The organism is Proteiniclasticum ruminis (genome assembly GCF_900115135.1).
GTDB lineage: Bacteria > Bacillota > Clostridia > Clostridiales > Clostridiaceae > Proteiniclasticum > Proteiniclasticum ruminis_A.
This window is the reverse complement of the sequence record NZ_FOVK01000009.1, coordinates 67,100-90,629: the sequence shown is the minus strand read 5'-3', so window position 1 is coordinate 90,629 and position 23,530 is coordinate 67,100. Positions and strand designations below refer to the sequence as shown.

Annotated in this window: 16 protein-coding genes; 11 read left to right on the top strand and 5 right to left on the bottom strand. The window is 43.4% G+C overall.

What is annotated here, in order from left to right:
- Positions 1 to 339 precede the first annotated feature (339 nt).
- From BM243_RS11800 to BM243_RS11790, 3 genes are all read left to right on the top strand, one after another.
- Positions 340 to 6,378, top strand: coding sequence for a CehA/McbA family metallohydrolase (locus BM243_RS11800; protein ID WP_074912556.1), 6,039 nt, complete (start codon positions 340 to 342; stop codon positions 6,376 to 6,378).
- A gap of 190 nt (positions 6,379 to 6,568) precedes the next feature.
- Positions 6,569 to 7,945 carry an aminopeptidase gene (locus tag BM243_RS11795; RefSeq protein ID WP_074912555.1) on the top strand — a complete coding sequence of 459 codons (1,377 nt, stop codon included), beginning with the start codon at positions 6,569 to 6,571 and terminating at the stop codon, positions 7,943 to 7,945.
- A 120-nt stretch (positions 7,946 to 8,065) separates the two neighbouring features.
- Entirely contained in the window at positions 8,066 to 9,298 is a 1,233-nt protein-coding gene (locus BM243_RS11790; protein WP_074912571.1) for a DUF4317 domain-containing protein, read from the top strand.
- A gap of 315 nt (positions 9,299 to 9,613) precedes the next feature.
- Here BM243_RS11790 and BM243_RS11785 read toward each other — a convergent pair whose 3' ends face one another.
- The 3 genes from BM243_RS11785 to BM243_RS11775 all read right to left on the bottom strand — a co-directional run bounded on the left by BM243_RS11785 (position 9,614) and on the right by BM243_RS11775 (position 13,115).
- Complete coding sequence (locus BM243_RS11785) at positions 9,614 to 10,933, bottom strand: radical SAM/SPASM domain-containing protein (protein ID WP_074912554.1); 1,320 nt, start codon at positions 10,931 to 10,933, stop codon at positions 9,614 to 9,616.
- Positions 10,934 to 11,257: 324 nt separating this feature from the next.
- Positions 11,258 to 12,277, bottom strand: coding sequence for a hypothetical protein (locus BM243_RS11780; RefSeq protein ID WP_074912553.1), 1,020 nt, complete (start codon positions 12,275 to 12,277; stop codon positions 11,258 to 11,260).
- 10 nt (positions 12,278 to 12,287) lie between these two features.
- Positions 12,288 to 13,115, bottom strand: a complete 828-nt coding sequence (locus BM243_RS11775) for a GNAT family N-acetyltransferase (RefSeq protein ID WP_074912552.1) — start codon at positions 13,113 to 13,115, stop codon at positions 12,288 to 12,290.
- 305 nt (positions 13,116 to 13,420) lie between these two features.
- Here BM243_RS11775 and BM243_RS11770 point away from each other — a divergent pair, with 305 nt between their 5' ends.
- From BM243_RS11770 to BM243_RS15060, 3 genes are all read left to right on the top strand, one after another.
- Positions 13,421 to 14,005: an RNA polymerase sigma factor gene (locus BM243_RS11770; RefSeq protein WP_083422781.1), complete on the top strand. Its 585-nt coding sequence runs from the start codon at positions 13,421 to 13,423 to the stop codon at positions 14,003 to 14,005.
- On the top strand, positions 14,002 to 15,111 hold the full coding sequence (locus BM243_RS11765; RefSeq protein ID WP_074912551.1) for a PepSY domain-containing protein: 1,110 nt from the start codon (positions 14,002 to 14,004) through the stop codon (positions 15,109 to 15,111). Before BM243_RS11770 ends, BM243_RS11765 begins: the two co-directional genes overlap by 4 nt.
- Positions 15,112 to 15,186: 75 nt before the next feature.
- Positions 15,187 to 16,644: a PepSY domain-containing protein gene (locus BM243_RS15060; RefSeq protein WP_083422780.1), complete on the top strand. Its 1,458-nt coding sequence runs from the start codon at positions 15,187 to 15,189 to the stop codon at positions 16,642 to 16,644.
- Between the two features lie 64 nt (positions 16,645 to 16,708).
- On the opposite strand, the gene BM243_RS11750 is transcribed toward BM243_RS15060, so the two are convergent.
- On the bottom strand, positions 16,709 to 17,890 hold the full coding sequence (locus BM243_RS11750) for a GNAT family N-acetyltransferase (protein WP_242943552.1): 1,182 nt from the start codon (positions 17,888 to 17,890) through the stop codon (positions 16,709 to 16,711).
- 99 nt (positions 17,891 to 17,989) lie between these two features.
- Positions 17,990 to 19,195, bottom strand: coding sequence for a carboxylate--amine ligase (locus tag BM243_RS11740; RefSeq protein ID WP_074912550.1), 1,206 nt, complete (start codon positions 19,193 to 19,195; stop codon positions 17,990 to 17,992).
- Between the two features lie 254 nt (positions 19,196 to 19,449).
- On the opposite strand from BM243_RS11740, the gene BM243_RS11735 reads away from it, so the two are divergent.
- The 5 genes from BM243_RS11735 (at position 19,450) to BM243_RS11715 (ending at position 23,477) form a co-directional block, all read left to right on the top strand.
- Positions 19,450 to 20,892 carry a MerR family transcriptional regulator gene (locus BM243_RS11735; protein ID WP_074912549.1) on the top strand — a complete coding sequence of 481 codons (1,443 nt, stop codon included), beginning with the start codon at positions 19,450 to 19,452 and terminating at the stop codon, positions 20,890 to 20,892.
- A gap of 79 nt (positions 20,893 to 20,971) precedes the next feature.
- Complete coding sequence (locus BM243_RS11730) at positions 20,972 to 21,457, top strand: cupin domain-containing protein (RefSeq protein ID WP_074912548.1); 486 nt, start codon at positions 20,972 to 20,974, stop codon at positions 21,455 to 21,457.
- Positions 21,458 to 21,479: 22 nt separating this feature from the next.
- Positions 21,480 to 21,848, top strand: a complete 369-nt coding sequence (locus BM243_RS11725; RefSeq protein ID WP_074912547.1) for an iron chaperone — start codon at positions 21,480 to 21,482, stop codon at positions 21,846 to 21,848.
- A 136-nt stretch (positions 21,849 to 21,984) separates the two neighbouring features.
- Complete coding sequence (locus BM243_RS11720; protein WP_031575429.1) at positions 21,985 to 22,290, top strand: PadR family transcriptional regulator; 306 nt, start codon at positions 21,985 to 21,987, stop codon at positions 22,288 to 22,290.
- Positions 22,287 to 23,477, top strand: coding sequence for a DUF2812 domain-containing protein (locus tag BM243_RS11715; protein WP_074912546.1), 1,191 nt, complete (start codon positions 22,287 to 22,289; stop codon positions 23,475 to 23,477). Before BM243_RS11720 ends, BM243_RS11715 begins: the two co-directional genes overlap by 4 nt.
- The last annotated feature ends 53 nt before the right edge of the window (positions 23,478 to 23,530 follow it).

Sequence of the window (23,530 nt, the reverse complement as noted above, 5' to 3'; positions counted from 1 at the left end):
AAGAAAGAAGCCATGGTGAGAAAAAGTACAGAGTATTTCTGTCATGCATGAAAGTCAGATACACGAAGATTCATTGCGGATTTTTCGTTAGAATGTTCGTGTAAAAAAGAAATAAATAATTATTTATCATAAAATTGAAAAAATGAAAAACATGTGACGAAAGAGTGACAAAGGCTTCTAGAATCATTGAGAATTGTCAGAATATGTAGTAAGATGATGAAGAAAATCGTTTACAAAATAATTTTGTAGAGACACTTCAGCCAGTACGGGAGTTTTGGTTGAAGTTTTTTTGACTCTCAAAATACTTTTGTCGATGAATGAAAATCCAAGGAGGAACTTATGAAAAGACAAAGAACCAGAAAAATCTCTATTCTAATGATTCTGCTGATATTTGCTTTCGGCTTGCTGCCTGGAGGAAAGATATCTGCAGAAGCGGTAGACGTAACAAGTTCAGCTTCTCTTCTTTCCATTGATGTTGCAAGAAGTCGGGCCGCTACTGATGAGGTTACCGTTAAGGGGATTGTAACCTTTGTAGAAGGCAGGAACATCACCATCCAAGATGAGACTGCTGGGATTGTAGCAAGAATTCCCGTGGCTGATGCATCTATCCTTCTTGGTATGGAGCTTACCGTTAAAGGGAAAAGAGCCACATTTAATGGCTTAGAACAAATCAATGTTGAGACTGGCAATTATTATAAAGGTGAAGTAAAAGCACAGCCAGAACCAAAAGAAATGACAATGGAAGATCTTGCCAATGCCGAAAAGATTGAGGCAGTAGAGTCTCAGAGAATCTTTGTGCAAGGTGCCACCATTGGTGCGATCAACACCACTGGAAACACCACCCTCACGAAAGACGGCAAGAGTGTCAATATCTATAAAGTTCCCGCTCTTTCAGGAATTACAGAGGGAGACGTTGTTGACGTCACAGCAGTGGTGGGACAGTTCACAAACTACCAGTTGAGAGTAGTTCTTCCTGAGGATGTGAAACTTGTAAAAACGGTGGATTTTATTTCTATTCAGGAGGCAAGAGCACTTCCTAAAGATGAAATCGCAACCATCAAAGCCATCGTGACCATGATTGATTCTAGAAACATCATCGTACAGGATGCCACAGGCGCCATGGTACTCTTTGTCACAGATGCAGATGCGGCAAAGCTCAAGCTTGGCATGGAAGTTGTAGCCACAGGAAAAAGGGGCATGTACAACAATATGGAGCAGCTTTCTGTTGCAAGTGGCGCGGTGACACCTGGGTTTGTCAAAGCACTTCCTGCACCTGTGCTCCTCACCATGAGCGATCTTCAGAATAAAGAAAAGATGGAGTCTTTAGAATCCCATCGAATTGTTGCTCGAGGAGTCACTTTGGGAGAAACAAATGGCAATTACACACCGATCTCAAGAGACTCGATGACTTTCAACATCTTTAAGATGCCCGCACTTGAAAATATTACATCCGGAGATACCGTTGAAGTCATCGGCGTGGTGGGGCAGTATAAAGACACCTATCAGCTTCGAGTTGCGGATAAATCCCATGTGAAGCTGTTTGAAGTCATTCCGGATCCAGTCAGTGAGGAAGATCTGACAGGAGCCACTTCACTTCAGGATGTGTACGCCTTACCTGCAAATCAGGTTGTGACAACAGTTGGACAGATTGCTTATATTTATAATGGAAATACGATTTTACTACAGGATGTCATTCAGGATGAGGTAGTTGGACTGCAAGTCTATGAATACACGAGAATTGATGAGTTTGTCATTGGAGATGTGGTAAAAATCACAGGAACCACTGGAGCTTTTGGTGGGGTGGCACAAGTTTCCAAGATTACGGACATCCAGGTGCTGGGGAAGAAAGATCTTTTCGAGCCTCAGGAAGTTAAAGTAAAAGAGCTTCTGGATAATGGAAGAGCCTATCTTTCAGAATATATTGTAATCAAAGACGCTGTGCTTGGAAAATTTGTAGAGAATGGAAGCACACCGATTACAGATGGCACTGGAACCATCAATATCTACAAAGGACCCGCATATCCTTCAGGCGTGAAAGAAGGAGACACCGTAAATGTCTATGCTGCTTCATCTATGCATTATGAAACAGTTCAGTTAAGAATGAATGCCAGCAGTGACTTCCAGGTAGTGAAGGATGAAGTTGGACCAGAATTTGTACTGCCAGAATATCTGCCAGCTAAGGCCGGTAGAGACTATCTGGTTTCAGCCACAGTGGTGGATAATGTTTCAGTAAAAAGTGTGTCGGTAGGTGTTGAAATCAATGGAGTCACTTCCGAACCACTGACCATGGTACCTGATGCGACCACAGGCATCTATCAGGTATTGCTTCCAGGAACCATGCTGGTAGGCACAAATAAAATGACACTGCATTTTGCAGCTGAAGATGTCAATGGCAACAAAACCATGAAAAGTGCTGAAATCGCTGTAGAAGACAAGCCAGTGATTCTTTCGGTATCTCCTGGAGCAAACGAATCCACAGGAGAAAACAAGAAACCTGTGATTGCGGTAGAATTTGAAAATGCAGGAGAAAACCCTTCCGTAATGCTGATCCTAGGCAAAGATGCGCCAGTAAAGATGACCGTTTCAGGGAATAAAGCAACCTATGCGGTTCAGGAAGCCATGGAAGATGGAAGAGTTCAGGCTTCAATAGTGATTACCAGGGAAGATGAAATTTCTTCAGAACCTTATGCTTGGAGCTTCTATATTGGCGAACCACTTTATAATTTTTACTTCGGACAGCTGCATGCGCATACAAATTATTCGGATGGTTTAGGCACTCCGGATCAAGCATTGGAGTATGCCAAAAATGCAGCACAAGTGGACTTTTTGGCTCTGACAGACCATAGCAATTACTTTGATACCACTTCAAAACTGGGCACTTTTGATGATGCCAGTTCAGGAAGCCCGTCAGAAGTCAATGCAGCCATGAGCAAGTGGGCTTATTACAAGTCTCTATTCCAAAAACACCAGACAGAAGATTTTCTGCCTATTTATGGATTTGAAATGACTTGGAGCGGTCAGTACGGCCACATTAACACATTCAACTCCAATGGATTTGTCAGCAGAAACAATTCTGTTCTCAGTGCCCGTGGAGGAGCTGGTTTGAAGGCATACTATGAACTGCTGAAAGACCAGGATGGAACGTTCTCCCAGTTTAATCATCCAGGTCCAACCTTTGGAACCTTCGAAGACTTTGCGCATTATGACAAGCTTGTAGATGATAAAATCAACCTGATTGAAGTTGGAAATGGAGAAGGACCTGTACGTGGTTCTGGATATTTCCCAAGCTATCAGTACTATGCACAAGCTCTTGACAAAGGATGGCATGTGGCGCCTTCCAATGGGCAAGATAATCATAAAGGCAAGTGGGGGGATGCCAATACCACAAGAACGGTAGTCATTGCAGATGCTTTAACCCTTCCCTCCTTCCAGGAGTCCATTGAGAACTTGATGGTATATTCCACGGAAGACAACAACTTTGAAATTTTCTATACAGCAAATGACATGCCCATGGGTACAAGATTCGAGGAAGATTTGGAAGAACTGGATATCCTTGTAGAGTTCAGCGATCCAGATGCAGTGGATGTCATTGGTAAAGTCAGTATCATGGTAAATGGTGGCCTGGTGGTTCATGAAGAACGTATCAACACCAACACAGGAAAAATGGAAGTAACCCTACCCAATGAGTATTCCTACTATTACATCATGGTGGAACAAGGGGATGGAGACATCGCAGTAACTGCACCTGTGTGGACCGGAGCTGTGACTCAGGTTGGAATCAATGATCTTTCGAAAGATACTGCCATGGATGTGAAAGGTGAAACCACAAAACTTCTCACTCATATGTACAATTATGAAGAAAAAGATTTCCAGATCACAAAAATGGAATATCTGGTGGATGGAGCACCTTATAAGACCCTGACAACAGGTCTTCCAGTGATTGCTAAAGGAACAACCAGTACAGTAGAATTTAACTTTGTGCCGGAAAAACTCGGAAAACAGACCATAACCATGAATATGGAAGGGACGCTGGATGGACTTACCATGGCGTTCACAAGATCCATTACCTTGAATGTCTATGATAACAAAAATGTTGTAGATATCTTAGTAGATGCAGCCCATGACAATTTCTATGTTTCTGGAGACTATGCAAATAATGACACCTACTTTACCCAGGTTGCTGGAGAGAAGGGTGCCCGGGTGAAACGCGTCAATGATGTGATTACTCCCGAGATACTGGAAGGTATTGAACTATTAATGCTTACAGTGCCATATAAAGGATTTGGCAGAGAGCTGAAGAACTACACACAGTCAGAGATTGATGCCATCAGAACCTTTGCACAGAATGGTGGAAACATCATTTTATCCTCAAAATCCGATCGTGGAAATCCTGGTGGGGATGCCAATGCGGCCGCTATCTCCAATAGAATCCTAGAAGCCATTGGCGCCAAGGCTAGAATTGCGGACGGAATTGTTGTGGATAACGAGAAGAAGTCCAATGAAGCCTACAGACTGGTATTTAAAGATGAGGAAAACTTCAATGATGATACGATGTTTGGAAAAGGCATCTTAACTCAAACCACTAAAACATTCAATGCGTATAACTCCGCTCCTGTCCTATTGAACGGTGCAACTCCAATCATTACAGGATATGAAAGCACCTGGGGCGCAAATTATACAGAAAATTTTACAGGATCTGCGTATATTCCGGACTATGAGAAGGATAAGGTAGTCGTAGAGAAGGGCGAAGTAGCTCTGGTTTCCGAAGAAATACTTCCTGGTGGAGGATTCCTTCTGGCATCGGGTGTAACCTTCTTCTCAAACTTTGAAGTCACGGTAGAAATGCTCATTGAAGAGTCTGTGAGAAACGCAAATTTCCAGATTCTCAATAATGTCATTGATGAGATCAAACCAGAGCCTGAAATCGTCAGCATCAAGGAAGTACAGGAAGCCGAAGAAGGTCTTCAGTTCACGATTAAAGGAAGATTAACTTCCAATGTCAGCGGATTTGACCGATCTACAGCCTTCTTTGACAGTGCATATATTCAAGATGAAACAGGTGGAATCAATATCTTCCCCATCGATGGAAATTATGAAGCGGGAACCATGATTCAGATTACAGGTATTACTTCTTCCTATCAGGGAGAACATCAGCTGAACATTGAGTCCATGCAGGTGATAGAAGAGCCGGTGGTGAAAGTAGAGCCTACGCTGATGACCACAAAAGAGGTTCCAGATCATTTAGGTCTCTTGGTTGCAGTGGAAGGACTTGTTCGGAAGATCACATCCAAAGAAGGTGTGGTGGAGTCCATTATGGTAGAAGACCGCAGCGGTGCAGCCATTAGAGTCTTCATTGATGGATATATTGGAACCTCGGTAGAGATGCCAAACATCGAAGAAGGGGATTTCGTTCATGCCATTGGTCTTTCCTCCATCGATCCTGAAGGCAACAGAATTCGAGTAAGAGACCGAAGTGAGATTAAACTGGTGCAAAAAGCAACCAGCAAAACGGCACTAGAAAACATCATCAAAGAAGCTGAAGAAAAAGACCTGACCAAGATGACAGAAGCAAGTGTATTGATACTTAAAAATGCTGTTGAAGCAGGCATGAATCTTTTAGACGATGTTTATGCAAGACAAGAGGAAGTTGATGAGGCTGTGACAGACATTGAAGATGGCATCAAGCAGCTCACTGAGAAAGAACAGTCATCTGAGACCATCAAGAATGAAACAGAGAAAGTCTTGGAAGCTCTTGCAAAAACCCCAGTAAAGGGTACGTTGATTGTGGATGCACGAGAGAACAAAAAGATCGACAAGGCCATTTTTGAAGCATTGAAGGGGCAGGATAAGACCATAGTCTTTGAAACGGAAAATGCGGTATGGTCTTTCAATGGAAAAGACATCAAGACTGTGAAAGACATCGACTTAGGAATAACCATAGCGCCTATCGCAAGCTGCACATCTAAAAATGCAGCTGCCATTAAAAAGGCGGTAAAAGGGGAAGATGTTCTAGTCATCAGCTTCAGAGACAATGGAGTCTTGCCAGGAAAAGCAGTAGTGAGAATAAAGCTTGATGAGCAATGGCTTAAGGGCAAAGACAAAAATAATCTGTATGCCTATTACTACAATGCGGCATCCAAAAAAGTGGAAACCGTTGCTAAAAAAATAAAGGTAGATGCAGAGGGGTATGTAGAACTTACCATCACTCATAACAGTGATTACTTTATTGCAGACAAAGATCTCCAGGCAGCAGGCGTACTGCCCAAAACTGGATCTGAAAATGCCATGAAGACTACATTGCCACTGGGCATGATCTTTATCGGAGCGGGTGCAATGCTATTTCTGTTTGAGAAAAAGAAACTGGTAAAGAACGCCTAAGAAGAGAGGAGGAGCTGTGATTGGCTCCTCCTTTATTTCGGTAATCGAATCAGAGCTCGTTCTTTCAATGAGGAGCAGTTCATCATGCTTCTTTTGTGCTGATATTGAAAGAAAGTGTATTTCTTCGTAGTTTCATTGAAAATCCCCCATGATATAATGAGAACTGAATGAAAAATCAGGGGGAATTGATATGGAACGTAAAAACATCTGGCTGAAGTATGATAAGACAGAAGAAGAAGCTCTGGAGAACCTTTCCAAGGAGTATATGAGCTATCTGGATGGTGGTAAGACGGAAAGAGAAGTGGTAAAGGTTTCAGAGGAGATGGCAAGAGAGAAGGGCTATAGGTCCCTTGCTGAAGTCCTTGCAGAAGGAAGAACTCTACAAGCGGGCGATAAAGTCTATGCCACCTGGATGAAGAAAGCCATTGCGCTTTTCCATATTGGAACACAGCCCATGGAAAAAGGGATGAATATTTTAGGAGCCCATGTGGATTCTCCTAGACTGGACGTGAAGCAGAATCCGCTGTACGAGGACTCAGACTTTGCGTATCTGGACACCCATTACTATGGCGGCATCAAGAAGTACCAGTGGGTGACCATTCCATTGGCCATCCATGGCGTGGTGGTGAAGAAGGACGGAAGCGTTGTGGATGTGGTCGTTGGAGAAGAGGAAAAGGATCCAGTGGTATTCATTTCTGATCTTCTCATCCATCTTTCCAGGGAACAGCTGGAGAAGAAAGCGGCAAAAGTGATTGAAGGGGATGATCTGAACATCATCATCGGCAATAAACCGGTGAAGGGTGAAGAAAAAGAGTCTGTAAAGAAGGCAGTGTTGAATCTCCTTTCTGACAAATACGGAATGATAGAAGAGGATTTCCTTTCTGCAGAGCTGGAAGTGGTTCCTGCAGGGAAAGCAAGAGAAGCAGGACTGGACCGAAGCATGATCATGGCCTATGGTCATGATGACAGAGTCTGTGCGTTCACTTCACTTGTCGCCATGCTGGAGATGGAATCTGTTGAAAGAACCGCCTGCACCCTGCTGGTGGATAAAGAGGAAATCGGCAGTGTGGGGGCTACAGGTATGCAGTCCAGATTCTTTGAAAATACAGTTGCGGAGCTTTTGGAAGCCATGGGAGAATACAAGGATCTGACACTCAGAAGAACCCTGTCAAACTCCAGAATGCTTTCTTCTGATGTCAGTGCAGCCTATGATCCAACCTATCCTCAGGCTTTTGAAAAGAAGAATTCCGCATTCCTTTCCAAGGGAATGGTCTTCAACAAGTTTACAGGTTCAGGCGGAAAAGGCGGATCCAATGATGCCAATCCAGAGTATATGGCGGACCTGAGAAGGATCCTTGACGAAAACAACGTATCTTTCCAGACTGCAGAGCTTGGAAAAGTAGATGTGGGTGGCGGTGGCACCATTGCCTATATCCTAGCCCATTATGGTATGGAAGTCATCGACTGTGGCGTAGCCGTGCTGAACATGCATGCCCCTTGGGAAGTAGTCAGTAAAGCGGATGTTTATGAGACCAAGAAGGGCTATGTAGCGTTCCTTCAAAACTAGCAATCGGATGAAAGAAGCCCAAGTGAAAAAGGGCTTCTTTTTCACTTGGATATCTTCCTCTAGATGTGTTAAATTAGGGAAGGAAGAAATGAGATCTTAGTGAAAGAAATGGAGAACAAAATGCAAAAAAAAGACATATTGGAAATCAAGAAAAGGTATAAGAAAGAACAGGCGACCTTCACCAAGATGGCGGGATGCTATGTCAATGGAGAAAAAGCCATTGTCACCAAGTTCCGGGAGACCTTCCTGAATCTTGAGGATGATGAATTTCATAAGTATCTGGAGATTGCGAAAAAGGTCTTGAGCGGCAGCATCGGTAATAATATTTTAGATCTGAGCTTTGATTCGGAAAAGAAAGAAGAAGGACATCAGGAGTTCTATATGAATCTTAAAAAGAGCAGACTTCTGAAGGATGATGTGCTGGATGAACTCTATCAGAGAATCATTGACACCTATGAGTATGTGGGAAACTTTATCATTCTTCTTTTCCATGATGTATATGATGTCATCACCAAGACAGAAGACAATCTCAAAGTGGATGAATCGGAAGAAGTCTATGAGTATGTCCTCTGTGCTGTGTGTCCTGTTTCTTTATCTGATGCCGGCCTCAGCTATATGGAGGATGAGAATAAGATCAAAGCGCGTCATCGGGACTGGGTGGTGGATATGCCTAAACATGGCTTTGTCTATCCTGCGTTTATTGACCGGAGCCAAGATATTGACCGGGTGATGTATTATACCAAGAATCCAAAGGATCCCCATATTGAGTTCATGGAAGAGATTTTGGGCTGCAAGATGAAAGAAACAGCGACACTTCAGAAAGAGTCGTTCCAGGCCATGGTGAAGGGGACCCTGGAAGATGGAAAAGAGGATGCAGAAACCCTGTTCATGGAGATCCAGGACCAGCTGCATGGAAGGCTTCTTGAATTTAAGGACACCTACAGCGATGCGGATGTGGAACCTATGATACTCCGCCAGGATGAGGTGGAGGATCTTCTTCGTGACAGTGGAGTTCCGGATAAGTACACTGAGGAGATTGCCAAATCCTATGAGAGTTATTATGGGGTGGACCTGCCGCTTGCGGAAAGCCTATTGGATGCCAAAGTGCTCAAGGAGAAAGAGCAGAGAAGAAAGGAAGAGCATCTTCGGAAAGAAGTCACCATTTTAAAAGAGGAACTGGAAAAGGCTAAAGTGGACGCGCCAGAAGAAGAGTTCCCAGTGGTGGTGAAAGTGAAGGAGGATAAAATCTCTTCCATCCGAAAAGAGATCATTGACGGGAAAAAGTGCCTGGTGATTCCTTTGGAGGATCATGAAGGTGCTATGATCAATGGAGAGAAAGAGCGCTTTCTCTAAGAATGGGCAGTAGAAGAGAATGAGAAATGGAGAGATCTGAAAGGTTTTGGCCTTTGCAGGATCTCTCTTTTTGTTATACACAGGACCCAAGTCCAGTCTGTGGAATCATGCAAAAATCATGTGGATAAAGATTTTATTTACACGAAACAAAAAAAGAAGCATTCCCAGAGGAATACTTCTTATGATGATGGATCCTTATTTCAGGTTTCCAGGAGCAGCCTTCAGGATTCTTCCGGAAGTTACCTTGTTTGGGGATACTGCAGGTCTTACGATACGCATGGGTGCTCACCTCCTTTCAAAAGGGTATAGGTATTATTATAATAGACTGTTCTTCCAAACGAGCTTCAGAACTTTCTTGATGTTATTTTTCTCTGATGGGCAAGGTCTGTCACCTGTTAGGGCTCTATACCAGGGGCAGTGGTTCCCCTGACACGCAGGTCTGTAGAAACAGTTCTGGCAGACAGGATCCGTCTCTTCTCCTGAGGTCACCCAGGAAATAAGTTTGTCGTAATCAAGATTCATGGTGCCGTCGGCGTTTAGTGTTCCCACATGATTGATCTCAGCATCCAGTGCTGTGGTGCATTTGTAGAGCTGGCCGTTGGCTCCAATGACGAAGGCATTGGGCTTTGCGGCATAGCAGACGGAGCCCGCAGGGTTCATGATACCGCCAATCATACTGCTCATATGGAGCTTCTCATCAATGGCGTTCTCAGTGAACTGCCACATTTTTTCATTGGCTGTGATATGGGAACAGATGGGAATGTCCTCATCATGCTCTCCACCCCATCTGCCTACAGGTCGGAAGAGAATCCCGAAACGTGGATCTCCTGCAAACTGCTCCTTCAGGTACTGGGTGAGTTCTTCCGTCTCCTTCAGGTTGTCTTCATCGAAGTTCACACGGATGGAAAGATCAAAGTTTTCAGTGCTTTCTTTGGCAGACTTCAGATTCTCCATGATTTCACTGAAGGTTTTTCCACCACCAATGAGGAACCGTCTCTTGTCATGGACCGCTTCCACACCATCTATGGTGATCATGAACTGCCGGACATCCATGGACAGCAGTTTATGGAACACTTCCGTTGTCAGGAAGTAGCCGTTGGTGGAAATGTCTGCTGAATAAGATACGTTGTGATCTCTTGCTTCTTCCTGGAAGACTGTTGTCAGCTCCTCCATGAGATCAAGCTCCAGGAGCGGCTCTCCGCCGAACCAGCTGATATGGAGTGTGTTCAGCGTTTTTATTCTCTCTCGTACCAGAGCCTTTACACCAGCTGTGGTATTCTCATCCATCCTGCCTCGGACAAAGGATTCGTAGCAGTAAGTGCATCTGAAGTTGCAGGCCTCGGTAGGCATGAGAATGAGATGCAGCATATCGGTGCGATGCAGGGACTGATGAAGAAATTCTGCTCTCTTTTTTTCATCAGCACTTTCCTTCACAAGAAAGCCATGGTCAATGAGGGCTTCTTTCACTGGGGAGCTTTCTAAGCCTGGCTGGTTTTTCAGGTAGCCCATGACTTCTTCTTTTTCATCCTTAGAGAAGTCCGCAAGAGCTCCAGTATAGCTGTTGAAAAGGATGAGACCATCCTCTTCTGTATTTGTCAGCGCATTAAATCTCGATGCTTTAAAGTTTTTTTCCATTGTATCCTCCTGATTTGTGGGCGAAGGGTCTTTTGTTCTCTCGATGGTCCAATCATATATTGTCAAATTTTAACATACTTTGCATAATAAAATCTATTTTATCACAGAATTGATGAGACTAAAAGATGAGAGAAAATTGGTAAAATATAATAGAAAGTTCTCCACTAAATGAATTTCATCTACTTCATTTAGTGTCATTTTTCATCACTTATGGTTTGTGAGGTTATTTCCTCTTCTGCTTAGTGCTCATAGCTTAGATTGATTTATAAAAACCCCCCGGAAGCTTTATCAGGCTCCAGGGGGGGGTTGTCTGTAGGGACATATTTAGATGGATAGAATGCTTCTCAGGACATTTCTGCTGTGAATGAGGCTAAGAAGCTCCTCCGGTGAACAGATGGTCATCTCCAGATGCTGGAAGAAAAAATGGATTTTCCGGGCATATTTCGCCAGGGAAAAATCCTGCTGAAACATAAAATCACTGGGTGCTTTCCCTTCATACACATGCTTCAGGTAGAGGAACGTGAGGTATTTCACATCCATGAGAATGGCATCTTCAATCCAGAAGTCCACCTGGGGAAGATCTACGCCGGTCTCCATGAGCTTTGTATAGTAGGGAAGACCGTCTTCGGTGGATTCCCAGAAGTCAACGTACACGTAATCAAACTGCTCTAGAAAGTCCTCGGTAAAATAGTCAAAGGCATCTCCATGGATGATGTTTACGGATTTTCCTTCTGGAAATTGAGGCAGAATATGCTTTTGAAAGAGCTGTATCACATCTTCATTGAATTCTACAATGGTTACCTCAGTAACTTCTTCTTTTCTGAGCCACATGTAGACGATGAGGCCGATGCCAAGGCCAAAGGTGAGGCATTTGCCGTGACCCTTCCTGATGCCTTCTTCCATGCTGGTGAACTCACTGACGGCTGGAGCCATCCAAATAGTGTGGCCTTCATGAAGAGCTGGCATCCGGATGTCTTCTTCGAAGTATCCCAGAGGATGATAGTGAAAAAGGTGTCTGCCCAGCGGTTTCATGAAATCTGTATTCATGAGCCTTCTTTTTGGAATGACAGTTTCTTTGTAGGAAACTGTTTCGGTTTGTATCTCTTTGAGCTGGATATTTCTAAAATAGGGATGATTCTTAAGTAGCTTTGGAGAGATCTTCAGGGAGTGCTGAGGGACTCCATACTGTGAAAAAAGAAAGAGCACGTCTTTCTCCTCTTTTTCTGTCAAAGGCTTTTCCATATAAGGCAAGAGCTTTCTAAGGAATTCCTGCATGCTGACCATGGAGAGGGACAGGTCGTGAAAACATCGGGTAAGAGCAGGGGATTTATCAAAAGTAATCATAAGTTCTCCTTTAGGACAATATCTTTTTATGGAAGCAGTGAAGTCTTTTCTTCTGGAATCCAAAGCTTGTGTAGAGCTTTTCCGCAGGGTTTCCCTGGACCACCCACAGGGCGGCTTCCTTATGATGGGTTCGTATATTTTTTACACCCGCCGCAAGGAGGGCTCTCCCATATCCTTTTCCTTCTTCTTCAGGCGCTACCGCCAGTTTGTCTATCTCATGGCCGTCCAGAAAGATGCAGCCTTTTATGATGCTCTCTTCTTCCAGAACAAAGATAGAGGTTCTATTTTCCAGATACTTTTCTTTTTCTTCTCTACTTTTTGGTGCCTCTTTCAGTGGAAGACCCACCTGTTTCCGCATTTTTTGAAATGCACGGTGAAGGATGTCACGAACAGCCTCATAGTCTTGATCTTCATAGAGACGGATCCGTTGATCAGATAAGACAGCATCAGCACCTTGGAAGGTCATGAGACTGGACCGGAACTGGAGAGGATAGCCGTTATTCACTACAAAAGAGGAAGGCTTCGGATTTTCCTGAAAATCACAATAGACTTCCTTCACAGCACTGGAGCGCATGCTTTTTTCCAGCTCCAGAAGTAGCTTTGTACCGACGCCTCGTTCTCTATAGGATGTTCCCACATAAAGGGTGAAGCTTGTGGCCTCATTTTTTCCAGTAAAGACTGCAGCGCCTACGATGGCACCTTTTTCCATGGCAAGCAGGCCGCAATCCGGGAACTCTTCGAGGCACCCAAGGAGATCTTCTCTGACGAAGGGGTCTTCTATAAGCATTCTGACTTCATTTATCTTGTCGGGCGTATAGGGGATGATTGTGCACATCATGTCTCTTCCTCCAGTGGTGTTTTCTTTATTCTACCACGTTTTGAGAGGCTCAATAGCGCCGAATAATTTGCTTCTGGAAGAAAAGCTGCAACCTCTCTCCTAAAAACCGGTAGAGACTTCTGCATTGACGTGTCAGGAAATTAATTTCATGCAATTGATTCTATGGTATACTACAAAGAAGAGAAAACCGGCCAGGGGAAAGACATCATCTTTTTCCTGGCTCTATTTATGAACAAAATGTTAATTTGAGCATGGTATGCAATAAAAGCCCATGCAGCGCAGTTAATGGTATAGGAGGAGTCGAGATGATACTTTTCACTTTTGTGCTACAAGAGAATACCCCCAAAGAAGAAGGGGACTCCCTGGCAGTGGATGAAAGTCTGTTTCAAAGGATCGGTGCCGGTGACACTGATGCTCTGGATGAACTGTATCATCTCACCGAAAGAGCGCTTTATGCGTTTTGTGTCTCCCTCACCAGGGACCATGAGCTGTCAAAAGAGATCATGCAGGAAACCTATCTGAAGATTCTTTCTGCCGCCCATCTTTATAAGCCCATGGGGAAGCCCTTGGCATGGATGTTCACCATTGCGAAGAACATCTACTACACAGAGTATAAAAAAAGAAACCGGGTTCAGCTGGAGGATACGTCCCTTCTTGGAAATGACAAGAGATTCTCCTATGTGACAGACCTGGAGGACCGGATGGTGCTGGAACATGTGCTGGCGCATCTCACAGAAGAGGAGCGGGAAATCATTCTTTTATATGCGGTATCAGGGATGAAACATAAGGAGATATCCGAAAGCCTTGGGATGAAGCTTTCCACGGTGCTTTCCAAGTATCACCGGGGGCTGAAAAAGCTGAGAACTTATTTGGAGGAGGGAAGATCATGAAGGATAGTCAGATTGAGAAGCGACTGAAGAATATTATAGAAACGGCACCGCTTGATCTTCTGGAAGAGATCAAAGGAAAACCTGTGGTTAAAATGCTTCGGCATGATGAGATCACCCGTCAGGAGACAAAAAGACCATTTGTGAAATCCATGATTCCACTCGCCACCGCAGCCATACTGCTTCTTATGTTCGGCAGCTGGTATCGCACCTACCAGGTGGTGGACAGTGAAATCTATCTGGATGTGAATCCAAGCATAGAACTGAAAACAAACAAGAAGAATGAAGTGATTGGGCTTCGAGCTTCTAATGTGGAGGGAGAAGTTCTACTTCAGGATATAGACTACAGTGGAAAATCCTATGAGGACGTGACGGAGATGATTCTGGAGGAACTTATTGAAGAAGGATATCTGAGAAGCCAAGAAGAAGTGATGCTTCTTTCGGTGTTCAGCAGGAATGAGATGAAGGAAGAGGAGAAGCTTAACAGACTGGATGATCTCATTCATGCCTATCTGAAAAACAGGGAAATTGTTCCGATACTTCTCAATCAGCGCCTAGAAAAGACCAGCGCCATAGAGAACTATGCGAAAGAATATGGCATATCCATCAGCAAAATGACGTTCATCAGAAATCTGATGATTCTTCAGGAAGGACTTCTGGTAGAGGATCTGGTGAAGATGTCACTGGAAGAGCTGGTGCTTCTCTCGAAAAATCTGGAGCTAGATCTGGGCAGGATCATTGAGAGTGAGGACCTTTCAGAAGTGGAGCATCTGGAACCGGAGGAGAAGGAAAACCCCGATGAAAACCCCTCCGGAGGAGAAGGAAGAAACAGAATCACCCTACAGGAAGCCAGAAGAATTGCTTTGGAAAGAACTGGCGGAAGAATTGTGGAAGAAGATCTGGATGAGGACAGTTATGAGTTTGAAATCCACACAGACGCGGAAAAGCATGAGCTGGAGATTGATGCATTCACGGGAAGGATTCTAGACCATGACAGAGAGGCTTTGGATGAAGAGGACGACAGTGACGATGACGGTGAAGATGATACAGAGGATGAAGAAGTTGACGATAGGGATGATGAAGAAGTTGAAGATGACGATGAGGATTAATTTTAAATCGATGCAATAAAATGAGAAGATCCTCTGTTATATAGATATAAGACAAAAAAACAGGAGGTTTTACCCATGATGAAATCAAGAAAAATGATACTGATGCTTCCACTGCTTACGATCGCGCTAGTGGCTGGACTCTTTTACTATCTTACGGCACCTTCTTTCCGTATGACCATGGATGTGAACCCAAGCATTGAAGTGGTGACCAACCGGCTGGAGCAAGTGGTTGAAGTGAGAGCGCTTAATGAAGACGCAGAAAAACTTCTGACAGGATTCACAAATGACACAAGATCTCTGGAAGCGACTGTAAGTGAGCTGGTGGATCTTATGATTCTTGGAGGGTTTATTGACGGCGGTACAGATAATGTGGTGATGATCAGTGTAAGAGATCTTGCAGCCAACGAGGAGAAGGTACTAAAAGTCAATGAGATGATCCGAGCTTACCTGGAAAACAAGCAGATTGAAGCCACAGTTTTAGCTGGAAACTTCAAAGATTCAGTAGAACAGAACCTCACAGGCAGAGAAGCTGCTGTGGGAAGACTGAATGAGCTTGGTGTTTCCCTAGGCCTGGCTGAACTGGAGAATATGACGCTGAAAGAACTTTTGGAATATTACAGAGCCCAGGATCTTGATCAGGAGGAGATCTTCCAGGTTCTATCCTCGTATACTTACAACAGTGACCAGCCAAAGGAAGGCATGATCTCCTTTGAAGAAGCAAAAAGCATCGCACTGGGAAGGTATCCAGGAGAGCTTCTGAAGATGGAGCTGGATGATGAGGAGTATGAGATGAAAGTTCTCTATCATGGGGTGAAGCATGAGATTGAGATCCATGCCTTCACTGGAGCAGTGACAGAAGTTGAAGTGGATGACGACGATGATGACGATGATAGAGGAACAAATACACCACAGAAATCAAGAATCACTTTGGAAGAGGCAAGACAGATCGCTTTGGGCAGAATCAATGGAACCATTGTAGAAGAAGAAAGAGACGATGACAGCTATGATTTTGACATCCGCTATGATGGGAAAAAGTATGAAATCGAAGTCCATGCTTTTACTGGAGTGGTGAAAGAAGTTGAAGTGGATGACGATGACGATGATAGAGGAACAAGCACACCGCAGAAATCAAGAATCACCTTGGAAGAGGCAAGAAGGATCGCTTTGGGCAGAATCAATGGAACCATTGTAGAAGAAGAAAGAGACGATGACAGCTATGATTTTGACATCCGCTATGATGGGAAAAAATATGAAGTCGAAGTTCATGCCTTCACGGGAGCGGTGAAAGAAGTTGAAGTGGATGATAACGATGATGACGATGATAGAGGAACAGGCACACCGCAGAAATCAAGGATTACTTTGGAGGAAGCAAGACGAATTGCCCTAGAGAGAGTCAATGGAACCATCGTAGATGAGGACACGGATGAGGACAGTTATGATTTTGAAATTCATCATGAGGGAAAAGAATATGAGATTGAAATCAATGCCTATACTGGACTCATCACAGAGTTTGAAGTGGATGAAAAAGACTGATAAAAAAGAGAAGAAAGAAGAGCTGCAGCGCTTATTTGCTGCAGCTCTTCTATTTTTGAGGAAATCAGTCCCACTGATCCGGAAAGGGGATTTTTGGAAGCTCTGGGAAAAGAGCAGTATATTCTTCCACCTTTTCCTTGGGCAAGTCTTCAAAAACCGGAGATTCGTAGAATTTGCCAAATATATTTTTCAGGGAGTCTTTTGAAAGCTCCAGTGCCATGAAGGCATCAAAGTTTTTCCCGTCCTTTGTGGTGATGCCATAATGGTCGCAGGTCTTAAAACCAAGACGTGGATAGTAATCCGGTTCACCAAAAATAATGATTCCCTGATGGCCTTTTTCTTTGGCCAGTTGTGCTGTTTCTGTAAGAAGAGCCTCTCCGATGCCCCTTCCCTGCCAAAGAGGATCTACGCAAAGTGGACCGAAGGTAAGCACTTCCTGTTCTATATTTTCATCCTTCACAAAGGATTTCGTATAAAATATGGCACCGACAATTTCCCCGTCTACCAGTGCAATTCTTGAAAGCTCTGGGATATAGTCCCTATGCTGCCGAATTTTATGGACCAGATAATGCTCATCACATCCCAGATGATGTTTGTTCCAGAAGGCTCTTTGGGTCATGGCTTCCACTTGGTGATGGTCTTCCGGGTTCTCCTCTCGGATGAGAATGTCCTCTTTTTTCAGCTTTTTTCTTTTTTCTGGGAACCAGCCCAGTTCCAGCCGTACTTCTTTTCTTTGAAGATCCTCATTGCTGTAGGCGCAGGAGTCAAAACCGATGAGGGTAAATCCTTCCTTCAGATAGAAGGTGATGGCAGGGACATTGGAAGATTGGGTCTCCAGAATCAGAGCTCTTCTTTTCTCTCTTCTGGTCTGTTCTTTTGCAATGGCCATGAGGTGGTGTCCCAGACCTTTTCTACGATAGGTCTCCTCCACAAAAAGCTCAGAAATACGCAGTCTGTTGGACCAGTTCTCTGAGGCAGTTTCTAGAGCTGCCACCAGTCTCTCTCCGTCCAGGTATCCCCATGCATAAGGATCTTCTCGATACTCTTCATAGAGCTTATCCGGATACCCCTTTTCATCAGATCGGCTGATAAAAGGCGCTTTCAGGGGTTCTTTGGTGAGAGAAATCTCAAAACCTACGCTGCTTTGCAAGATCTTTACATCATAATACTCCGTACTGATATAATCCAAGGGAAGTTCTGTTCCTTTCCATTGTTCCTTTTTGAGATGTGATAAAGTCAAGTTCATAAATATCCCCCCTACATATGATATTAAAGAAAAAGAGGAACCAGTCTGCGCTGCAAGACCCTGCTTTCCTCTTTACCTGTGTACAATATCGATACTGTGTTAGCCTAAATGTTCCTTGTATTTCTTGTACTGATTGAAATCTCTAAGCTTCAGATAAACCCATCTTTTTAAGCTCAGATCTCTATTGTAGTAAAGTGAGTGACATACTTTTCCTTCTTTTACAAGCCGTTTGATCTTCTTGACCTTTTCTTCATCTTTCATGTATTTGTACACAACACCAAGTGGAACCACATGCCAGAAATATTCATCTTTCACAAACTTCAATGGAAGCTCTTTATGAAGCACATAGTCCTCCACAATATACTTCGCCAGATTATCTCCGCCACCGGTGACCCGGTAGTGACTTCGACCCTGACGGATATTGATTTCAAACATCTTGTAGGTGCCGTCACGATAATCATATTTCAGGTCACAGTCTGCAAGACCCTCATAACCGATATCTTCGAGGAAAACCTGGATTTTTTTCATCAGTTCCTCATTGTAATCCACTAAGGTTGCAGCGTTGCTGCCGATTCCCTTGGGTGTATGCTCCTCCAGAAGAACATTGCCAAAGTTCATCAGCTTCACTTTATGGTCACTGCCTACATAGACTTGCAGATCATACATGGCGGAATCATCCCCGGGGATTCTTTCCTGGATGATCATATTATCCTCATAGCCATGTCCATAGATGGTTTTCAGGGTATCTTTCAAGTCTGTCATATTGTCAATGAAGTAGACCTTATGCTGACCTTCAAAGGAATTTTTATTATAGCTTACAGAATCGGAAGGCTTCAGCACCACTGGGAAGTCGAAATCCAGGGTGAAATCCAGATTCATTTCCTTCTTATAGACAAGGGTCTTGGCATAATCTAAATGATACTTGCTGCATAGGCTGTAGAAGGTTTCCTTCAGGACGATGTTGTCGAGTACTTCCTTATCGGAGTAAGGGACGATATACATCCCTTTCAGCGCCTCTTTGTTTTCAACAATAAGCCTCACGTAATGGTCTGCACATCCAATGAGAATGAGGGTTTTATCTTTGTTTTTTTCGTGGATTTTTTTCATGGTATCCAAAAATACTTGGGTATCATCTAACTCTTTCTCTTCCCAGTATCTTAGGATTTTTGAGTTCATCACTGGACCAGAAGGATGTCTCGCCACCATGAGGGATTGAACGTTATACTCTTCATGAAAAGCTCTCGCCATACTATATACATTAATATCACTTGCCAATAGAACAGGGAGAAGATCTAAATTTTCCATTCTTCAAATAACCTCGTATTCTTTCTATTCCCAATATAATTGAGAATACCATTTTATCGGTCCTTATTCAATTTATCAAAGGGGAAGGCTACGGTGTGGAGAATGCACTACTATGGATGAAAATGCGTTTTATATAGTCCATAGATTCCATATAGGACAATATATAGAGAAAAATATAAAGGAATCGCCGATAGTTCTTGACTGTAATCTTTGATTATAGTTTAAAATAGAAGTAATACAAGGGGGGAGAGCTAATGCAAATTAAGGAAGTGGAAGAAAAAACTGGGTTGGAGAGATCCAGTATCCGGTTTTATGAGAGTGAGGGACTCATTCATCCAAAGAGACTGGAGAACGGATACCGGGAGTATGGGGAAGAAGACCTGGAAGCACTCTATAAGATTAAACTCTTTCGAAGTCTTCATATGACGGTGGAAGAAATCAAAGGAATATTCTCTGGAGCATCTTCAATCAGGGAAACTTTGGAAGAGCGAATCCGTACTCTTGAAAATGAAGAGGGGCAGATTCACTACGCCAAAGAAGTATGTATGGTTATGAAAAATGAAGTGGACAGCCTGGAGAAGCTTGACGGGCTAAAGTACCTTCATCTCCTGGAGGAGAAGGAAAAAGAAACGGGACGTCCCTATTATCCAGAAAAGGAAGACAGGACTCCACAGATTTATGCACCATGGCGAAGATTTTTTGCAAGAATCCTGGATCTTGCTTTCTATACACTGCTCATCACCATTGTGAGGGTGTTTGTATTCCATGATTTTCTGAGAAACCACAATAGGTTTGATAATATCGTGGATACGATTCTTGGAACAGTTCTCATGCTTCTTATAGAGCCACTGCTTCTTTCAAAACTTGGAACAACACCAGGAAAAGCCATATGGGGTTTGGTGGTCCGCCGGGAAGATGGAGAGTATCCAAGTTATCGGGAGGCGTTCACAAGAACTTTAGGCGTGCTTTATTATGGCTTGGCGTTTAATATTACGTTTTTGGAGCTGTACACACTCTACAAATCTTATAAACGGGCGGATGAGAAAGAGCAGCAGCCGTGGGAGCTGGGATTCTCCTACAGACTGAAGGATGAAAGGAATTTAAGGCCGGTGCTTTTTGTGGCTGCTTATGGTTTTTACCTTCTGAGTATCTTCTTTTTCATGGGATATCAGACGCTGCCACCCCATCGGGGAGAACTTACTCTAACAGAGTTTTCCGAGAACTACCGCTACTATGTAGCATACTTCGACAAGGAACCTGTAGAACAGCTCAATGAGCATGGAGACTGGGAAGAGGTGGAGCAGGATGGTTATGTCATTGAAGTGCCGAATTACTCCATTAGACCAGAATTTCAGTTTGAAGTGGACGGAGAGTACTTAAGAACTTTTTATTTTGAGACCAGTATTGGAGATGTGGATGATTTCATTGCAACCAATGGTAACTATATGGGCCTTGCTTATCTTTCCGCAGCAGGAGCCCAGGAAAAAGGAAGATTTTTCTCTTCTTTGAAACCTGAAGATGTGATGAAGGAGATTTATGAAAAGACCATGGAGGATTTTACCATGACACATAAAGGCGTGGTAGCAGACTCTACAGTGGACTACAGAGGATATACAGGTGGGGGAGGCTTCATCATACCCCAGGAAACCTCCACGGATCGTTACTATAAACATTCCTATAAGATCACACTGCCATAGACTATGCAGAAAAACTCTAGAGATTCACAAAATCTGTAGAGTTTTTTGTTATACTGAAATAAAAAACGTGAGGTGCATCATGAGAACAGCAGAGGAATGGATCAAAGAACTGAATTTAGAGCCCCATCCGGAAGGTGGATTTTATAGACAAACAGACAGATCTGAAGAAAAATATGGAAAAGAAGAGGCAAATCTGCCCCTGTATACCAACATCTATTTTCTTCTCACAAAGGAGAGTCCGTCCCATTTTCATCAGCTGGTGTCGGATGAGCTCTGGTTTTACCATGGAGGAAATCCATTGACGGTACATTCTATTCTAAGAGATGGCACCTATGAGAAAACAGTATTGGGACTGGAAACTGGAATGGTGCCGCACCATACGGTGAAAGCAGGTGAGATCTTCGGGTCATCTGTAGAAGAAGGGTATGCCTTAGTCAGCTGCACCGTGGTGCCTGGATTTGATTTTAAAGACTTTAGGCTGTTCACGAAGAAGGAACTGCTTGCTGATTATCCAAAGCATCAGGAAATCATTGAGAAACTTGCTTACGATGTGCTGCCGGAGTAGATAAACAAGGAAGTGGAGGAAGATGAATACTTTTCAAGAGTTTCTGGAAACGGTGGAAGAAGGTGAAAAAAGGCAACGGCTGGTATCGATTATTTCCTACATCCGGAAGGAGTTTCCAGAGCTTCAGGAAGAAGTGAAGTGGAAACAGCCCATGTTTACCGACCATGGCACCTTTATCATCGGCTTCAGTGTGTCCAAGGGTCATATTTCGGTGGGACCGGAGAGAGCCTGCCTTCAGAAGTTTCAGGACGATATTCTAAAGGCACAGTATCCACTATTGAAAGAGCTTTTTCAGATTCCGTGGAAACAACCTGTGGACTTTGAGCTTCTTCATAAGATGATTGCCTATAACATCGAAGACAAGAAAGAACATTCAGGGTTCTGGAGATAGGTCAAAGTAAAGAAGGGTTTCTCATTGGGTGAGAGGCTCTTTTTTAGTTGGAACTCTTGACATTCAGGTATATTCTCCGCTACTATTATGTTACACGATATATCGCGTAACATAATAGTAGGAGTTGAGACGGGAAATGAGCAGCACACCTATGACCGAAGCCACATTCTATATCCTTCTATCTCTCATTCATCCCAGCCATGGCTATGGCATGATGCAAAGCATCAAAGAGCTTTCCAAGGGAAGGCTTCTCATGGGTCCAGGTACACTCTATGGCGTGCTCACCCGGATGAATAAAGAAGGTCTCATCGGTCTTGTGGAAGAAGAAGGAAGGAAAAAAACCTACCATATCACAGCCCTTGGCATAGAAGCCCTGAAAGAAGAATACCAGCGCCTGAAAAATCAGGTGGATGATGGAAAAATACTGGAGGATCTCACATGAAGAAGAAGTACTATTTTCATCCAAGTTCCTATTCTTTATCTGAAATTGAAGAGTTCTATGAGAAAAAGGCAGAGAACGGTCTGCTTCTAGAGAAAAGAGGAAACTATTTAAGCAAATTCCGAAAGGAAGAGCCAAAGAATCTCAGCTACCGGGTAGAAGTCATCGACTATGATAAATTAAATGAACACAAGATACCGGAAGAGCAGGTCGCCATCTATGAAGAATGCGGCTGGACCCATGTATGTGGGCACCGTCATATTCAGATCTTTTCAGCAGACAAGAGTACAGATCCTCCAGAGCTTTACTACCAGCCGGAAGATCAGATCGAATCCATTAAGATACTGAGTAAAACTGATTTTATGGCATTTATCAGTATGTTGACATCATGGTCACTGTTCCTCTTTATCAACTTTCAAGTATTTAGTGGAGGGAGTTTTAGCCAGTTCCTGAAGAATGTGGGCTCCTTATATTTTCGGTTTCTCATGGAGAAACCACCGCTGGCGATACTCTATGTGCTGATCCTTGTGAACGGGATTGGACGCTACCTCTTTGGCATCTCCAGCAGCCAGTACTATATTTCCAGGTTAAAGAAAGGGATACCCCTTCGAAAAATCAAGCCTTATGGAAAAGAGCTAAAGCCATTTAAAAAAGGAGCAACCATGGTAGTTTTGATCGGACTGCTTCTTATGAGCGCTCCAGAGATCCTCACATATGAAAAACGGGAAGATCCCAGTGAAGCAGCAGGACCTTATGTGACACTTTCAGACTTTGATGTCAAAAAAGCACCTCCTGATGAGAACTCCATTCTGGGAGAGGATTACTACAGAAAGAAAAAGACTATCTGGGGAGAAATTATTAAGACTCAGGAAAGCAGCAATCAGTTTTACAAAGATATTACTTTTATTCAGGAAGTCTATGAGATCAAGAATGATAAACTCCGAGGGATGCTGGTAGAGGTACTGATTAATGAAAGCCTTCTTGGTAAATATGACGAAGACTATGTTGAGCGGAGTGTAGCTGGACTGGATGAGGTTTATGTGAAAAACAGCTATGACATGGTCGTGGTAAAAGATGAGTTAGTTTTAAATATTACAACCTTTTCTGAAAACCAGTTGTCACAGGAAGAGTTTCTCCATAAGCTCTCGGAGATTCTAAACAGTAAAGAACGGTCTTTTGGTAAATCATAAAGAGAGAATACAAGAGCGAAAACGCTAAGGACGGACAGAATAACTCTGGAGGG

Excerpts from the sequence above, each read along its gene's own strand:
- BM243_RS11800 (WP_074912556.1), top strand. The coding sequence starts at position 340 with ATGAAAAGACAAAGAACCAGAAAAATCTCTATTCTAATGATTCTGCTG.
- BM243_RS11795 (WP_074912555.1), top strand. The coding sequence starts at position 6,569 with ATGGAACGTAAAAACATCTGGCTGAAGTATGATAAGACAGAAGAAGAA.
- BM243_RS11790 (WP_074912571.1), top strand. The coding sequence starts at position 8,066 with ATGCAAAAAAAAGACATATTGGAAATCAAGAAAAGGTATAAGAAAGAA.
- BM243_RS11785 (WP_074912554.1), bottom strand. The coding sequence starts at position 10,933 with ATGGAAAAAAACTTTAAAGCATCGAGATTTAATGCGCTGACAAATACA.
- BM243_RS11780 (WP_074912553.1), bottom strand. The coding sequence starts at position 12,277 with ATGATTACTTTTGATAAATCCCCTGCTCTTACCCGATGTTTTCACGAC.
- BM243_RS11775 (WP_074912552.1), bottom strand. The coding sequence starts at position 13,115 with ATGATGTGCACAATCATCCCCTATACGCCCGACAAGATAAATGAAGTC.
- BM243_RS11770 (WP_083422781.1), top strand. The coding sequence starts at position 13,421 with ATGATACTTTTCACTTTTGTGCTACAAGAGAATACCCCCAAAGAAGAA.
- BM243_RS11765 (WP_074912551.1), top strand. The coding sequence starts at position 14,002 with ATGAAGGATAGTCAGATTGAGAAGCGACTGAAGAATATTATAGAAACG.
- BM243_RS15060 (WP_083422780.1), top strand. The coding sequence starts at position 15,187 with ATGATGAAATCAAGAAAAATGATACTGATGCTTCCACTGCTTACGATC.
- BM243_RS11750 (WP_242943552.1), bottom strand. The coding sequence starts at position 17,890 with ATGAACTTGACTTTATCACATCTCAAAAAGGAACAATGGAAAGGAACA.
- BM243_RS11740 (WP_074912550.1), bottom strand. The coding sequence starts at position 19,195 with ATGGAAAATTTAGATCTTCTCCCTGTTCTATTGGCAAGTGATATTAAT.
- BM243_RS11735 (WP_074912549.1), top strand. The coding sequence starts at position 19,450 with ATGCAAATTAAGGAAGTGGAAGAAAAAACTGGGTTGGAGAGATCCAGT.
- BM243_RS11730 (WP_074912548.1), top strand. The coding sequence starts at position 20,972 with ATGAGAACAGCAGAGGAATGGATCAAAGAACTGAATTTAGAGCCCCAT.
- BM243_RS11725 (WP_074912547.1), top strand. The coding sequence starts at position 21,480 with ATGAATACTTTTCAAGAGTTTCTGGAAACGGTGGAAGAAGGTGAAAAA.
- BM243_RS11720 (WP_031575429.1), top strand. The coding sequence starts at position 21,985 with ATGAGCAGCACACCTATGACCGAAGCCACATTCTATATCCTTCTATCT.
- BM243_RS11715 (WP_074912546.1), top strand. The coding sequence starts at position 22,287 with ATGAAGAAGAAGTACTATTTTCATCCAAGTTCCTATTCTTTATCTGAA.